This window comes from Dendrosporobacter quercicolus (genome assembly GCF_900104455.1).
Classification (GTDB): Bacteria; Bacillota; Negativicutes; order DSM-1736; family Dendrosporobacteraceae; genus Dendrosporobacter; species Dendrosporobacter quercicolus.
The window spans coordinates 555,346-570,182 of record NZ_FNHB01000001.1 but is presented as its reverse complement, the minus strand read 5'-3'; the positions used below and the strand labels follow the sequence as shown (position 1 = coordinate 570,182).

Here is a 14,837-nt window from a genome sequence, read left to right as displayed (position 1 = left end):
TTTATGATCGATGTGGTGCCTCGCCCCAAAAAACGCTTGTTTTTGGCGCTGATTATGATCAGCCTGCTGGTAACCTGTGTGTCAGTCTATGGCATCTGGATGGTGAGTTTTGACGGACTAGCCAATATCAGCGGGCATTTGCCTGTTATCTTCGGCTGCCTGCTGCTACTAACCGGCATTGCTATCGCCAGTGGTATTGCCGGGATTGTTCTCGCTATTCTGGGCTTGCCGACACTTGGTGTTTTTCAAGGACTGGCCTGGTCGGCGATTAATCTGTTGTTTCCACTGGCGATCAGAATCGGCAAATTGCTGGATTTGGATAAAGAGCGTATTGAACGTTCCTTTATTGAAGTGAGCAATCATCTTATCTGGCGCAAGCGGATTAAAGTCCGGCCGGAAAAACTTCTGGTGCTGACACCGCATTGTATCCAACAAGAAAGCTGCCCCCATAAAATTACCCGCACTGCCGACAATTGCCGGCAGTGCGGCGGTTGTCAGGTTGGCGACCTGCTGGCGCTGTCGCGCCGGCTTGGCTTCCATTTTGCCGTGGTGACCGGGGGAACGCTGGCGCGCCGGGTGGTCAAAACAATCCGGCCTCAGGCCGTCCTGGCCATTGCCTGTGAACGTGACCTGACCAGTGGAATCCAGGATATCTATCCGCTGCCGGTCATTGGCGTATTAAATGAGCGGCCATTTGGACCCTGCTGCAGTACCAGGGTCGATATGAGCAAGGTTGAAACAGCAATTAAACAGTTTTTAGACGAGGAAAATGTAGGTGAGTAAATGGATGCCAGGCAAATTGCCTTAACGATAATTAACGATGTAAATGCCAATGGGGCTTACGCTAATATTGCGCTGGCCCGTGAAATTAACCGGCACAGATTGTCCGATCAGGACCGCCGGTTTATTACTGAGCTGGTATATGGAACGGTTAAAGCCGGAGCTACTTTAGACTGGATCATCAGCCACTACAGCACCAGGCCGCTGGACAAAATGGCGCCGATTATCCGGGATATTCTGCGGCTGGGTATCTATCAGCTGTTCTTCTTAACAAAAGTGCCTGCTTCGGCGGCCTGTAATCAAGCGGTGGAACTGACCAAAAAATATGGACATGCCGGAACGGTTAAATTTGTTAATGCCGTACTGCGCAATGCGGCCCGGTCGCCGGAAAAAGCCGTCTATCCCGATCGGCGGCAAGACCCGGTTTCGTACTTGGCCTTAACCTATTTCCATCCCCGCTGGCTGATCGCCAGGTGGGCCGGACGCCTAGGGCTTGAGGCCGCTGAAGCCTTATGCGCAGTCAATAATACAACACCATTGTTATCCATAAGAACCAATACCATAAAAAACAGCCGTACCGAGCTTGCCGCCACTCTGACCAAAGAAGGCGTTGTTTTTGAATGTTCGGCAATCGCACCGGAAGGAATTCTTTGCAGTGAGTATCCGGCCCTGGGCAGTCTGCAGTCACTGCAAACCGGTTTGTTCCAGGTACAGGACGAAAGTTCAATGCTGGTGGCGCATGTGCTTGCGCCGCAGCCAGGCGAGTTTGTCATTGACGCTTGCGGCGCTCCCGGCGGCAAAGCCACACATATTGCTGCTCTAATGGAAAATCAGGGACAGGTGCTGGTCATTGATATTCATGAACATAAACTGGCGATTACCCGTGAGAACGCAGCGCGTTTAGGGCTTGATATTGTCAAAACCCAGGCTATGGATGCCGTACAGCTTAGCGATTTATATCCGTTGCAGGCCGACAGGGTGCTTGTTGACGCCCCCTGTTCAGGTTTGGGCGTATTACGGCGCAAGCCGGACTCGCGCTGGCGCAAAAGCGAGCTTAATCTACAGCAATTGCCGGCGCTGCAGCGGGCAATTCTGGGCAGCGCGGCCGATTGCGTGAAGCCCGGCGGAGTTTTGGTCTATAGCACCTGTACTACCGAGCCGGAGGAAAACCAGGAAATTATTACGGCCTTTTTAGCGCAAAGACCGGAATTTAAGCTGCAAACCACCGGGGCGTACCTGCCGGTTCAGCAACAGCAGGAACTGGTTCAGTTATGGCCGCACATTGACGGCACTGACGGTTTTTTTATTGCCCGGCTTAAACGCAGTGAGTCGGTGCAAGCATGAAAAAAATAAACTTATTCGGACTGTTTGCTGAAGATATTGCTGAATTGCTAGCGCCGCTGGAGCTGCCTAAGTATCGTTCAAAGCAGGTTGTCGAATGGCTTTATCAGCGGGACGCCGCCTCTTTTGCGGAAATGACCAACCTGCCGGTTACCGTACGGGCCTTGCTTGAACAAACCTTTAGCATCCATCAGCCGGTCTTGAAAGCACAGCAAAATTCTCAGGATGGCAAAACCAGCAAATATTTGCTGGAATTTGCTGACGGGGAAGCAGTGGAAACCGTGTTGATGCGGCAGCCGTACGGCAACAGTGTATGCGTATCCAGTCAGGTGGGCTGTGGTATGGGCTGTGTTTTTTGCGCCTCAACCCTGCAGGGGGTTATTCGCAATTTAAACGCCGGCGAAATGCTGGCGCAGGTACTCTATATTCGGAAAATTCTTGGTTTCAGTCACCAGACGGTGAACAATATTGTCATCATGGGATCAGGAGAACCCTTGGCCAATTATGACCAGGTATTGCAATTCATCCGGTTATGTCACCAAGAATACTGTTTGCATCTCAGCTATCGCAGTATAACCCTGTCAACTTCCGGCATTGTTCCGGCAATGGACCGGCTGGGTGCCGAAGGGCTGCCGCTGACGTTAGCCATTTCGCTTCATGCGCCGGAGGATACGCTGAGATCAAAGCTTATGCCGGTCAATCAGCGTTATTCCGTCCGGGAGGTTGTGGCCGCCGGAGACCGGTATGCGCAAAATACCGGTAGGCGGGTTACTTATGAATACGCGCTCATTGACGGCTGGAATGATCAGCCGGTGCAGGCCCGGCAATTGGCTTCATTGCTCAGCGGCCGGTTGTGCAATGTTAATTTAATCCCGGTGAATGCCGTGCCCGAGCGTGGTCTCGCTCGTCCGGCCCCGGCTAGAATAGAGAGTTTTGCCCGGATTTTGACAGACCGGCATATTGCCGTTACCGTCAGGCGGGAAATGGGGGCGGACATTCAGGCGGCTTGCGGCCAGTTAAGAAATAAAGCAGGAAAAACCATACACTAACGGAAAATCCGTTCATGTATGGTTTTATTATTCGCTGGCAATAATGGGGATAGATCTAACTGGCTGTTTTTGACTATATTGGCAATATCGCTTATAATATTCTATATGATTCCAGCGGGGTGCATAAAATGACATTTGTCCGTAATTTGGAAAATATATTTGAAAAGTACATTGAGGGATTTTTTAATAAAAAATTCTCCAGCGGTTTACAACCTGTTGAAATTGCCAAACAAATCGTCAAAGAAATGAGCAACCAGCGGTCGGTTGGCGTTTCTCAGGTTTATGTTCCCAATGCTTATTCAGTTTTTCTTAAAAAAGAAGATTTTGAGAGAATTGCGCCTTATGGCAGTGCAATTCGCGAAGAACTGTCCCAACATATAAGGGAAGAGGCCAAACGTATGAATTATACCATCATCGGGCAGCCGGTTGTTGATCTTTTTCTGGATGAAACCACAACCGGCGGTTTGCTGCGAATTGCAAGCCAGTTTACAGAACCGCTGCCGGCGGAAATAGAAGATACTTCCGCTGAAGCTTCTCTGGGGGATACCAGAGTTTTTGATAAGCTGACGGTTGATCCCGTCGCTTGTCCCGTGCAGAAAATTTTGGCCCAAGCCGTTATTATCGCCGGCTTTGATCAAGGACTTAAAACAACCGTTGGCGCCAGACGGATCAATATTGGCCGGCGGGAAAGCAATGAACTGCCGCTTACCGATATGAATACCTCACGGCTGCATGCTTATATCACCCTTGAGGATGGCCGGCATGTCCTGCATGATGCCAGGAGCCTCAACGGCACTTATGTGAACGGGCAGCGCATTACCCGCCGGCAGCTCTGCGCCGGCGATAAAATAAAGATAGGCAACACTATCATTTTGTACAATCAGGAAGGCTGAAATTCCGGCTTGCATAAATGCAGCCAGCGGCTTGCGCGTTTGCCGGAGTCAAGCTGGTTTCAACGATGTGAGGTGAACTGAAATTGCCGATAAAAGTGCTGATTCCTGCGCTGCTGAGCATTATCCTGCAATATTGTTTAGTTGTACTTATTTATTACTTTTTATTCCGCATCATAAAAATGCTGTATTTAGAGTTAAAGGCTGATCCAAGTCCGGCGCTGTCTTTCCAGCCGGCCGGTTTACCGCCGCAGCGCGCCAGCTTACTGGTACTGGACAGCGGGAGCAGCAATCTGCAAGCTTTCCGGTACTATATCGGCGAAACAATGACCGTTGGCCGGAACAGCTCCAATGACCTGATTATTGATGATGGTTTTGTATCCTATGATCATGCCTGCATCTCACAGTACAAGGCTGGTTACTGGCTGACCGATTTAAACAGCACCAACCGGACTTATCTCAATGGACAGCTGGTTGCCGATGAAGTTGCCTTACATCATGGAGATATTATAAAAATTGGTACGGTTACTTTTAAATTTGAGAGGTGACGGGTATTGCTGGTATTCGCTAAATCTGACATTGGTCTAATCCGGCAAACCAACGAGGATAGTTATGCTTGTATTCATCCAGTTTTGTTTTTAGTCGCTGACGGCATGGGCGGGCATGTGGCCGGGGAAGTCGCCAGTAAACTGGCAGCCCAGGCTGTCAGTGATTACTGGCAGCAAAATTCACCAGTTCGTTCAGCGCCGGAGCTCTTGCTGGAGCAAGCGATCACAAAAGCAAATGAATTGATTTTTCAACTGTCTAAATCAAGAGACGACTATGCCGGAATGGGTACTACAGTCAGCGTCGTTTATCTTGAAGATACAAACGTATTTTGGGGTCATGTTGGCGACAGCAGAATATATTTATTGAGAGATCATCAATTATGCCAGCTTACGAATGATCATTCTCTGGTTTGGGAACTGGTTCAGAGCGGCAATATCACCAAAGCACAAGCCCATACGCATCCCCAGCGCAATATGCTGACGCGCGCTGTCGGCGCCAGTAAAACCATCCAGGTGGATATTGGAACAACCATCTGGCGAAAGGGCGATTGCCTGTTGCTATGCACCGACGGCTTAACCAATATGCTTGATGAGCAGGAAATATGCCGGATCATTACAGCAGAATACCAGGATGGACAAAAAGCGGTCAATGCCTTAATCACTGCAGCCAATCAAGCAGGCGGCCTGGATAATGTGACCGCTATCCTGCTGAAAAATGAGGAAGTGTGATGATGGCTGCTGACTACCATGAGGAACGGTTCCTGATCGGCATTGCCAGCCTGGTTGCTGTTGGCGGTCTGCTGACCGTAGAGCTGGCCAGCGGGTTTATTGATTATTTGGCGCTGGCTGTAATTTTAGGGTTAATTTTAGTGTGGTTTGCCGTTCCTTGGCTGATCAGAGCCAACGGACATCAGGGAGATCCGCTGTTCTTACCGCTGGCCGTTTTACTGGTCAGCATTGGCCTGACGCTGATTTTCCGGCTCAAACCGCGCCTCTTTATCTATCAGGCGGTATGGGTTGCAGTCGGGCTGGGTGCATTCTTTTTTTCCGCCTTTTTTTTTCGGCAATTGGAAAAGCTGGCTGATTATAAATATATCTGCGGGCTGTTTGGCGTGCTGCTTTTATTGACGGCAATACTTTTCGGAGCAGATATTGGCGGGAATAAGAACTGGGTAATTCTTGGCCCGGTCAGCTTTCAGCCTTCAGAATTCGCCAAATTATTTATTGTAGTTTTTTTGGCGGCTTACTTAAATGACCGCCGGGAAATTCTGGCCCTGGTCAATCAGAAATACGGGCCGTTAACCTTGCCGCCGCTGCGGTTTATCGCCCCGCTCCTGGCGGTATGGGGCCTGACCATGCTGATATTTGTCCTGCAGCGCGATTTAGGCTCGGCCCTGCTGTTTTTCGGCATCGCCCTGATCATGACTTATATGGCCAGCGGCCAGCTAAACTATCTTTTGTTTGGCGGCTGCCTGTTTCTGGCAGGTGCTCTGGTCTGTTACAGTTTATATTCCCATGTCCAGGTCAGAGTGGATATCTGGCTGAACCCCTGGGCTGATCCCAGCGGCAAAGCCTTTCAAATTGTTCAATCCCTGTTTGCACTGGGATCAGGCGGTATTTTAGGCAGCGGCCTGATGGCGGGATTTCCTGACCTGATTCCTGAAGTCCATACCGATTTTATCTTTGCGGCAGTTGGCGAGGAATTAGGTCTGACCGGCACAGCCGCAATTATGCTGATTTATATGATTGTCGTTGGCCGCGCTTTTCAAGCGGCAATCACGGCCGAAAAAACCTTTGCCTCACTGGTCGCCGCCGGCCTGGCGGCGGCGACGGCGCTGCAGGTTTTTATCATTGTCGGCGGAGTAACCAAATTTTTGCCGCTAACCGGCATTACACTGCCTTTTATCAGCTATGGCGGAAGCTCAATGGTAGCCAACTTTATTGTTTTAGGTGTATTATTTGCGATATCAGAAAAGAGGCCGCAGCATGCAAAACGGTGATTTGGCAAAAAATATCCGCCGGGTTGCCTATGGTTTGATTTTTTTGCTTGTCCTATTGTTTGTTCATATCTCTTATCTTCAGATCATTCAAGGCAGCTTTTATGCCTCGCATCCGCTTAATCGCCGCAGCATCGAATACAGCAAAACAGTGGCGCGGGGAACTGTGTTTGACCGTAATGGCCAAAAGCTGGCGGTCAGTGAAAAAACTGACCACAATGGTTTTAAAAGATTCTATCCTTATGGGGCATTAACGGCGCATTTGGTTGGCTATGACAGCGCCAGGCTGGGCAAAGCCGGACTGGAAAGCTCCCATAACGGTTATTTGTCCGGCATTGACAGCCCGCTCCGGGGCTTAGGGCCGGTAAGCAGGCTCTTTACCCGCAGCCAGGTGCATCATATCGCGCTGACCATTGATATTGATTTGCAAAAAGCCGCCGATCAGGCGCTGGGTGACAAACGGGGCGCAATCGTGGTGCTGGAGCCGCATACCGGGGCAATACTGGCAATGGTCAGTAAGCCCGGTTTTGATCCTAATGACATCGACAGCCGCTGGGACCAGCTGTCCGGTTCGGCGGCAAGCCCATTGCTTAACCGGGCTACCGGCGGTTTATACCCGCCGGGGTCAATCATTAAACCACTGATTGCCGAGGCTGGCTTAACCGAGCATATTGTTGATTTACAGCAAAAGTTCAATTGTACAGGAGCGCTTGTCAGCGGCCCGGACTACCGTTTACCGGAAACCAATGCTAAGGCGCATGGTGAAATTAATTTAGCCCAGGCTTTGGCAGTTTCCTGTAATGTAACTTTTGGTAAAATCGCGATCGATTTAGGCAATACTAAAATTGCAAATGCTTTTGCCCGCTTTGGCTTCAATCAAAGCACCGGCCCGGATTTGCAGGAAACAGCCAGCCGGTTGCCGGAGTTTGGCCGGCTGGCCGACGGCGATTTAGCCCAAACCGGTATCGGGCAGGGCAGTCTACTGGTTACGCCGCTCAGGATGGCGCTTCTGGCCGCTACTTTTGCCAATCATGGTCTGACCATGCGACCTTATTTGATTGATAAAATTATGACAAGTGACGGTACTGTGATCAAGCATTATCCGCCTGAGGAATGGCTTAGACCAACTAATGCTCAAATCGCCCAGTCCGTTACCGCGATGATGGTCGGCGTTGTCGAGAACGGCACCGGCGCTGCGGCCCGGATCGCCGGTACGGCGGTAGCCGGTAAGACCGGAACGGCCGAAAACCCGCATGGCCGGGATCATGCCTGGTTCATCGGTTTTGCGCCTGCCGACAACCCCAGAGCCGCTATCGCGGTTATTGTGGAAAATGGCGGAGCAGGCGGCGCTGTCGCAGCACCGATAGCCCGTAAGGTGTTAATACAAGCATTACGCTGAGGAGGTGACTGAATGTTAAATCGTACATTAGCAAATCGCTATACCATCTTAGAACATATCGGCGGCGGCGGCATGGCGGATGTTTACCGCGCCCATGATAAATTACTGGACCGCTCGGTGGCGGTAAAGGTTCTGCGTCCCCAATTCACCAATGACGATGAATTTGTAACCAGATTCCGCCGTGAAGCTCAGGCTGCGGCAAGGCTTTCTCATCCCAACATTGTCAATATGTATGATGTTGGCCGCGATGAAGATACGGATTATATTGTAATGGAATACATTTCAGGCGAAACCCTCAAGGAAAAAATTCAGCGCGAGGGTCCTCTGCCTGTTGAACAGGCAATTCGAATTGCAATAGAGATAGCGGAAGCCCTGGAGCATGCGCATCAGAATAATTTAATTCACTGTGATATAAAACCGCACAATATCCTGGTAACGCGTTCAGGCCGGATAAAAGTGACTGATTTTGGCATTGCCAGAGCGGTTACTTCGGCAACCATGACCCATACAGGCACAATTATCGGGTCAGTGCACTATTTTTCGCCTGAACAGGCCAAAGGCAGCGCGATTGGCGCAAAGTCGGATATTTATTCACTGGGTGTCGTGCTGTATGAAATGCTGACCGGCGAGGTCCCGTTTTCCGGTGAAACCTCGGTCGGCATAGCGCTGAAACATTTACAGGAAGACCCGAAGCCTTTGCAGGAAATTAACGCTGCTATTCCGCCGCTGGCCGAAGCTGTTGTGCTTAAGGCCATGGCCAAAGAGCCGGAGGCCCGGTTTGAAAGCAGTACGGAAATGATTGCAGATTTAAAAATGGCCCGGAATTATTTGCGGGATGATCAGACCAGGCGTCTGGCGCGGGAGGATTTCCCCACCCAGGTATTGCCGAGGATTACCGCAGATGGCGATGACGGTTCTGTGTCCGCAAGCAACGGCAAGCAAAAGGGCAACCGGAAGAAATTGATCGGCGGCCTGCTGGCTTTGCTCCTGCTGGGTTTTGCGATCGGAGCTTTTTTGGCTTATGGTAAATTCTGGAGTACAAGTGAAGTGAATGTTCCCAATGTCGTCGGCAAGCAGGTGGAAGTTGCCAAAACCATGATCACCGGACAAAATTTAAGGGTCAGCGTTACCGAAACCTATAATGAAACTGTACCGGCCGGCCAGGTTGCATCACAGTACCCGGAAGCCGGCGCTACGGTTAAAGAGCAGCGCACCATTACGCTGTTTGTCAGCAAGGGCGCTGAAATTACCGTTGTTCCTGATGTCAGAGGCCTTAACCGGCGGGATGCCGAATTGCAAATTAAAAATGCCGGCCTGAGGCTGGGGCTGGTCGATGAACAATATAATGACCTGCCGGCCGATACTGTGGTTAGTCAAAATCCCCGCCCGCCGGCCCAGGTAAATAAAAATACCGTGATCGATCTGGTCATCAGCAAAGGCAGCGGCCCGCGCAAGCTGGTCATGCCTGATTTCAGGGGCAGTCCGGTCAATACAGTCGATACCCAGCTAGACAGCTTAAAGCTTAAACTGGGTACAATTACCGAAGTTGCTGATGACAAGTATCCGGCCGGGACCATTACCGGGCAAACGCCGCCTCCCGAAGCTGAAGTAACTGAAGGGTCAACCGTAGACTTTACGGTTGCCAAAAGTACGGCCGGATCGGCCAAGCGGGCAATCGTTCAGATTGCGGTTCCTGACGGGGCCGCCAAGCAGGCGGTTCAGATTGTTGTCACAGATTCCAATGGACGGCGGGTGGTTTATGAAAACGTTCATAAGCCGGGCGACAAGATAGAGAAAACAATTGAAGGCGCCGGTCAGGTTCGAGTACAGGTGTATATTAACGGCATGCTGTTACAGGAACAAACCATTTAGCGGAGAAGGGGTGTTATATGCTGCGGGGCGTTATTGTCAGGGCATTCAATAGTTACTATTTTGTTCAGACAGCCAATAAAGTCGCGATGTGTACTTTACGGGGACGGTTCAAAAAGGAACGCTTCTCCCTGCTGGTCGGCGATGAGGTGGAATATACCGCCACCGGGGAGGAAAAAGGCGTGATTGAGCAGATACTGCCTCGCCGGAGTATGCTGAGGCGTCCAATGGTTGCCAATGTGGATCAGGTCATTCTTACCTTTGCGGCGGTTAATCCGGATATTAACACTGCTTTGGTCGACCGGTTTCTCATTTTGGCTGAACTTTCCGGATTAGAGATCGTCATTTGCATTAACAAGGTGGATTTGGCGGATACCAATCAATTACAGGCTTTGGCCGGATTATACCAGCGTATCGGCTATCCGGTTCTGCTGCTGTCAGCCAAACAAAATACGGGCCTTGAACCCCTCAAGCAACGCTTGTTTGGCCGGATATCGGTGTTTGCCGGTCCGTCGGGCGCGGGTAAATCTACTATTTTAAACGCGCTTGAGCCAGGCCTGGCGCTCACCACCGGCGAGGTCAGCGCCAAGATTGGCCGGGGCAAGCATACAACGCGCTTTGCCGAGCTGCTGCCATTATCCGGCGGTGGTTTTGTCGTGGATACCCCGGGCTTTAGCTTCACCGAATTTACGGATGTTGCAGCCCCGGAATTGATGCACTGTTTTCCGGAGTTTGCGAAATTTGCCGGTAATTGTAAGTTTACGACCTGTCTGCATCACAAAGAACCGCAGTGCGCCGTTAAACAGGCGGTGCAGGAAGGACAAATAGCGCCTAAGCGTTATGATTCGTATCTCGAAGTATTAACAGAAATCAGGGAAGCCAGGAAAGGGTTTTGAAAATGATAAGAATAGCGCCATCAATACTGTCAGCCGATTTTGCCCAGCTGGGGACTGAAATAAAAAAACTTGAGGCTGCCGGAGCCGATATGATTCATATTGATGTCATGGACGGACATTTCGTCCCTAATTTGACCTTTGGCCCGCCGGTTGTCGCTGCTTTGCGGCAGTTTACCGCACTGACTTTCGATGTTCATCTCATGGTAAATAATCCCCAGGATTTGATTGCCCCATTTGCCCGGGCGGGTGCCGATCTCATTACTGTGCACGCGGAAACCGCTCCCCACCTAAACCGCCTGCTGCAAAATATTAAAGAAACCGGCAGCAAAGCGGCAGTGGCTTTGAATCCGGCAACACCGCTGAGTATGGTGGAGGAAGTGCTGACCGAAGTGGATATGATTTTAGTCATGAGCGTAAATCCTGGCTTTGGCGGTCAGAAATTTATTCCTTCAGTCCTTGATAAGCTGGCAAGATTGCGCCATGAACTGGATAAGCGTAAGTTAACTGTTGATCTTCAGGTGGACGGAGGCATAAATGCAGCGACGGCCCCTCAGGTTATCGCCGCCGGCGCTAATATCCTGGTGGCCGGTTCGGCGGTCTTTGGTGCGCCGGATATGAAGGCGGCAATAGCAATGCTTCGCAATGCGGAGTAATCATGGGACTTGATTATTTTGGCATTCAGTGGTAAGATTAATTTCATCAACAATTCAATATTGGCAGCCTTTGGGGCGAGGTGAAAAAGAGGGACGCTCTCTTTTAATTCCTGACCGGCGGTATAACCCGCGAGCCGTATGGCAGATCCGGCGTAATTCCGGAGTCGACAGTAAAGTCTGGATGGAAAAAGGCAGTATTAGGCAATCATTTTGCGTAATATCTTTTTCATATGTAAATTTTCCGCTCTTTAGGCTGTTAAAAAGTAAAACTTTTTAACAGCTATTGTTTTTGCAGGCGAACAACAGCAACATAGATAAGTGATTTTGCGGCTATGCTGCGCCGGACGCGGTGCAAGCCGCGGCTTTTCACCGGTGCAGCGCCAGGCTGCACGCATTGGCGGAGGTTGATGGATAAAATGGATGAACAATATATGCGGCAGGCTTTACATATTGCTCAGTATGCGGCAGGACGGACCAGCCCTAATCCGGTAGTGGGGGCGGTGCTGGTCCGCAATGGCCGAGTTGTCGGGCAAGGCTGGCATTGCCAGGCCGGTGCGCCGCATGCCGAAATTAATGCGCTTAAACAGGCCGGCGAACTGGCTCGCGGCGCGACAATCTATGTAACACTGGAGCCCTGCTCGCATCACGGCAAAACCGGACCCTGCACGGAGGCCCTGATACGGGCCGGCGTCAGCAAGGCTGTTGTAGCCATGACTGACCCTAATCCGGTGGTAGCCGGACAGGGACTGGACAAACTTCGCGCCGCCGGCATCGAAGTTGTCGAGGGCGTTTTAGCTGCTGAGGCTGCCAAAATCAATGAAGTTTTTATTAAATGGATTACCTGCAGGTTTCCTTTTGTTGCGCTAAAAACGGCCATGACTTTAGATGGGAAGATTGCCACCTGTCAGGGGAATTCACAATGGATTACCAATGCGGCTTCCCGGCGGAGAGTACACGAATACCGCAATATCTATGATGCCATCATGGTGGGAATCGGCACGGTATTGGCCGATAACCCGGCGCTGACCACCCGGCTGCCGGAAGACAGCCGCAATCCGCTGAGAGTGATTGTTGACAGTCAGGCGCGCACGCCGCTGTCGGCGCAGGTTGTCCGTGATCAACTGGCGCCGACCATCATTGCGGTTACGGCGCAGGCTCCGGCGGAAAAAGTTGAAGCCTTGCGGGCGGCAGGCGTTGAAGTGCTGACCGTAGCTGCCAAAGACGGCAGGGTTAATCTGCGGGAATTGCTGAAAATCCTTGGCGCAAGATGCATTACCAGCGTTCTGGCGGAGGGCGGGGCAACATTAAATGCGGCAATGATCAACAGCAATTTGGTGGATAAGGTTTACTGGTTTATTGCCCCCAAATTTGTTGGCGGCTGCTTGGCGCCAGGGCCAATCGGCGGAGCGGGGGTGAATTTGATTGATGAGGGGTATTCCGTTGAAGATATCAGCAGTGAAATCTTGGCCGGGGATATTTTAATCAGCGGCTATTTGCGTAATCGGGAGGGACGAGATGTTTACCGGACTTGTGGAAGAACTGGGGAAAGTGAAATCAATTGTACGCGGCGCGAAATCGGTCCGCCTGACCATTGCGGCCCGCGAAATCATGTCTGATGTTAAACTTGGCGACAGCATTGCAGTAAACGGCACTTGCTTGACCGTAGTTGATTACAGTCATTCCTGGTTTACCGCCGATGTCATGCCGGAAACCGTTGACCGTACTGTCCTGGCCAGGCTTAAAGCAGGCGATGCCGTCAATCTGGAACGAACGCTGCGGCTGGGTGACCGGTTTGGCGGGCATATGGTCAGTGGACATATCGATGGACTGGGCACAATAAGCTTGCTGCAAAAAGACGATAATGCCATCCTTGTCAGTATTACGGCGCAGGCCGATATTTTGAAGTTTGTCATTAAAAAAGGCTCAATAGCGATCGATGGCATCAGTCTGACGGTGGTGGACTGCGGCGCCGACTGGTTTACCGTTTCACTGATTCCGCATACTGCGGCGCAAACTACACTAAGCTTCAAACAGGTTGGCGATCCGGTAAATCTGGAAACCGATATCATTGGCAAGTATGTGGAAAAACTGCTTGGCTGCCATTTGCCGGAAACGCGGACGAAAGATTCGGCCATCACGTTGGAATTTCTCAGTAAGCATGGCTTTTCCAGTTAATGCAGCACACTTCATTTAGGGGGTTGGGTTATGAATTTTCATACCATTGAAGAAGCGATTGAAGACATTAGAAACGGTAAGATGATTGTGGTAGTCGATGACGAGGATCGTGAAAACGAGGGCGATCTATTGATGGCCGCTGATAAAGCGACGCCTGAAGCCATTAACTTTATGGCCGCTTTTGGTCGGGGACTGATCTGCATGCCCGTGGCTGGCGCGCGGCTGGATGAATTGGGAATCGGGGCAATGGTCGCCCAAAATACGGACACCCAATGCACCGCGTTTACCGTTTCGGTCGATGCGCATAATGTGACCACCGGCATTTCGGCCCACGAGCGGGCTCTGACCGTAAAAACCATTTTAAATGAGCAGTCTACACCGGATAGTTTAAGGCGTCCGGGTCATATCTTTCCCTTACGGTACACCGAAGGCGGCGTATTGCGCCGGGCCGGACATACCGAGGCGGCTGTTGATTTTGCCAAACTGGCCGGGTTGTCTCCGGCCGGGGTTATTTGCGAGATTATGAATGATGACGGTTCAATGGCCCGGGTGCCGCAGTTGATGGATTTTGTCGCCAGGCATAGTCTCAAAATAGTTACGATTGCCGATCTGATTAAGTACCGGAAGCTGCATGAAACCTTCGTCGTGCGGTCAGCCGAAACCAAGCTGCCGACTAAATATGGCGAATTTAAGCTGATCGCTTACGAGAGCGATTTGGACAGGCAATGCCATTTAGCCTTAATCAAGGGTGACATCAGTGACCGGCAAAACGTACTGGTAAGGGTCCACTCCGAATGCCTGACCGGCGATGTGCTGGGCTCATTGCGCTGCGATTGCGGCGATCAGCTGGCGACTGCATTAAGACGGATTGAAAGCGAAGGCCGGGGCGTGCTTTTATACATGCGCCAGGAAGGCCGGGGTATCGGCCTGGCCAATAAAATCAGGGCTTATGCCCTGCAGGACAAAGGCAAGGATACCGTGGAAGCCAACGAACTTCTCGGTTTTGCGCCTGACTTGCGCGATTATGGCATTGGCGCTCAAATATTGGCTGATTTGGGGCTGACAAGCATCAGATTGTTGACGAACAATCCCAAAAAGCGGGCTGGCCTGGAAGGTTATGGTTTGATGATCACGGAAAGAGTTCCACTGGAGATCCAGGCCAACCGTTTTAACAAGAAATATTTATCGGCCAAAAAGACAAAATTAGGGCATATGCTCAAACAATATGAGGAGGCTTAAT

14 protein-coding genes and 1 riboswitch are annotated in these 14,837 nt (G+C 51.0%); all 14 genes read left to right on the top strand.

Translation table 11 applies throughout. The annotated features are described in order from the left end of the window. Positions 1-3: 3 nt before the first annotated feature. Positions 4-783, top strand: a complete 780-nt coding sequence (locus BLR06_RS02745; RefSeq protein ID WP_092068037.1) for a DUF116 domain-containing protein — start codon at positions 4-6, stop codon at positions 781-783. After that, positions 784-2,124: a 16S rRNA (cytosine(967)-C(5))-methyltransferase RsmB gene (gene rsmB, locus BLR06_RS02740; RefSeq protein WP_092068035.1), complete on the top strand. Its 1,341-nt coding sequence runs from the start codon at positions 784-786 to the stop codon at positions 2,122-2,124. It abuts the gene before it with no gap. After that, positions 2,121-3,170 carry a dual-specificity RNA methyltransferase RlmN gene (gene rlmN / locus BLR06_RS02735; RefSeq protein WP_092068033.1) on the top strand — a complete coding sequence of 350 codons (1,050 nt, stop codon included), beginning with the start codon at positions 2,121-2,123 and terminating at the stop codon, positions 3,168-3,170. The genes rsmB and rlmN overlap by 4 nt, the downstream gene beginning before the upstream one ends. Before the next feature lie 128 nt (positions 3,171-3,298). Beyond that, positions 3,299-4,063, top strand: coding sequence for an FhaA domain-containing protein (locus BLR06_RS02730; protein ID WP_092068031.1), 765 nt, complete (start codon positions 3,299-3,301; stop codon positions 4,061-4,063). Between the two features lie 83 nt (positions 4,064-4,146). Further along, entirely contained in the window at positions 4,147-4,608 is a 462-nt protein-coding gene (locus BLR06_RS02725) for an FHA domain-containing protein (RefSeq protein WP_092068029.1), read from the top strand. Between the two features lie 6 nt (positions 4,609-4,614). After that, complete coding sequence (locus BLR06_RS02720; protein ID WP_092068027.1) at positions 4,615-5,337, top strand: Stp1/IreP family PP2C-type Ser/Thr phosphatase; 723 nt, start codon at positions 4,615-4,617, stop codon at positions 5,335-5,337. Then, the gene (locus BLR06_RS02715) at positions 5,337-6,608 is read left to right on the top strand and encodes an FtsW/RodA/SpoVE family cell cycle protein (protein ID WP_092068025.1); all 1,272 of its coding nucleotides are present in this window, start codon (positions 5,337-5,339) and stop codon (positions 6,606-6,608) included. Before BLR06_RS02720 ends, BLR06_RS02715 begins: the two co-directional genes overlap by 1 nt. Further along, on the top strand, positions 6,595-8,004 hold the full coding sequence (locus BLR06_RS02710) for a peptidoglycan D,D-transpeptidase FtsI family protein (protein WP_092068023.1): 1,410 nt from the start codon (positions 6,595-6,597) through the stop codon (positions 8,002-8,004). Before BLR06_RS02715 ends, BLR06_RS02710 begins: the two co-directional genes overlap by 14 nt. 12 nt (positions 8,005-8,016) lie before the next feature. Beyond that, positions 8,017-9,876: a Stk1 family PASTA domain-containing Ser/Thr kinase gene (gene pknB, locus BLR06_RS02705; protein ID WP_092068021.1), complete on the top strand. Its 1,860-nt coding sequence runs from the start codon at positions 8,017-8,019 to the stop codon at positions 9,874-9,876. A gap of 17 nt (positions 9,877-9,893) precedes the next feature. Then, positions 9,894-10,769, top strand: coding sequence for a ribosome small subunit-dependent GTPase A (gene rsgA / locus BLR06_RS02700; protein WP_092068019.1), 876 nt, complete (start codon positions 9,894-9,896; stop codon positions 10,767-10,769). A gap of 2 nt (positions 10,770-10,771) precedes the next feature. Continuing rightward, a complete protein-coding gene (gene rpe, locus BLR06_RS02695; protein ID WP_092068017.1) occupies positions 10,772-11,422 on the top strand; it encodes a ribulose-phosphate 3-epimerase in 651 nt (216 codons plus the stop codon). 62 nt (positions 11,423-11,484) lie between these two features. Beyond that, a riboswitch (FMN riboswitch) is annotated at positions 11,485-11,619 on the top strand. 219 nt (positions 11,620-11,838) lie between these two features. Further along, a complete protein-coding gene (ribD, locus tag BLR06_RS02690; protein WP_092069797.1) occupies positions 11,839-13,038 on the top strand; it encodes a bifunctional diaminohydroxyphosphoribosylaminopyrimidine deaminase/5-amino-6-(5-phosphoribosylamino)uracil reductase RibD in 1,200 nt (399 codons plus the stop codon). Further along, a complete protein-coding gene (locus BLR06_RS02685; protein WP_092068015.1) occupies positions 12,938-13,597 on the top strand; it encodes a riboflavin synthase in 660 nt (219 codons plus the stop codon). The genes ribD and BLR06_RS02685 overlap by 101 nt, the downstream gene beginning before the upstream one ends. Positions 13,598-13,627: 30 nt before the next feature. After that, on the top strand, positions 13,628-14,836 hold the full coding sequence (locus BLR06_RS02680) for a bifunctional 3,4-dihydroxy-2-butanone-4-phosphate synthase/GTP cyclohydrolase II (RefSeq protein WP_092068013.1): 1,209 nt from the start codon (positions 13,628-13,630) through the stop codon (positions 14,834-14,836). Position 14,837 lies beyond the last annotated feature (1 nt).

Bases quoted from the DNA above. Each gene is read 5' to 3' on its own strand.
- BLR06_RS02745 (WP_092068037.1), top strand. From the start codon at position 4: ATGATCGATGTGGTGCCTCGCCCCAAAAAACGCTTGTTTTTGGCGCTG.
- rsmB (WP_092068035.1), top strand. From the start codon at position 784: ATGGATGCCAGGCAAATTGCCTTAACGATAATTAACGATGTAAATGCC.
- rlmN (WP_092068033.1), top strand. From the start codon at position 2,121: ATGAAAAAAATAAACTTATTCGGACTGTTTGCTGAAGATATTGCTGAA.
- BLR06_RS02730 (WP_092068031.1), top strand. From the start codon at position 3,299: ATGACATTTGTCCGTAATTTGGAAAATATATTTGAAAAGTACATTGAG.
- BLR06_RS02715 (WP_092068025.1), top strand. From the start codon at position 5,337: ATGATGGCTGCTGACTACCATGAGGAACGGTTCCTGATCGGCATTGCC.
- BLR06_RS02710 (WP_092068023.1), top strand. From the start codon at position 6,595: ATGCAAAACGGTGATTTGGCAAAAAATATCCGCCGGGTTGCCTATGGT.
- pknB (WP_092068021.1), top strand. From the start codon at position 8,017: ATGTTAAATCGTACATTAGCAAATCGCTATACCATCTTAGAACATATC.
- rsgA (WP_092068019.1), top strand. From the start codon at position 9,894: ATGCTGCGGGGCGTTATTGTCAGGGCATTCAATAGTTACTATTTTGTT.
- rpe (WP_092068017.1), top strand. From the start codon at position 10,772: ATGATAAGAATAGCGCCATCAATACTGTCAGCCGATTTTGCCCAGCTG.
- ribD (WP_092069797.1), top strand. From the start codon at position 11,839: ATGGATGAACAATATATGCGGCAGGCTTTACATATTGCTCAGTATGCG.
- BLR06_RS02685 (WP_092068015.1), top strand. From the start codon at position 12,938: ATGTTTACCGGACTTGTGGAAGAACTGGGGAAAGTGAAATCAATTGTA.
- BLR06_RS02680 (WP_092068013.1), top strand. From the start codon at position 13,628: ATGAATTTTCATACCATTGAAGAAGCGATTGAAGACATTAGAAACGGT.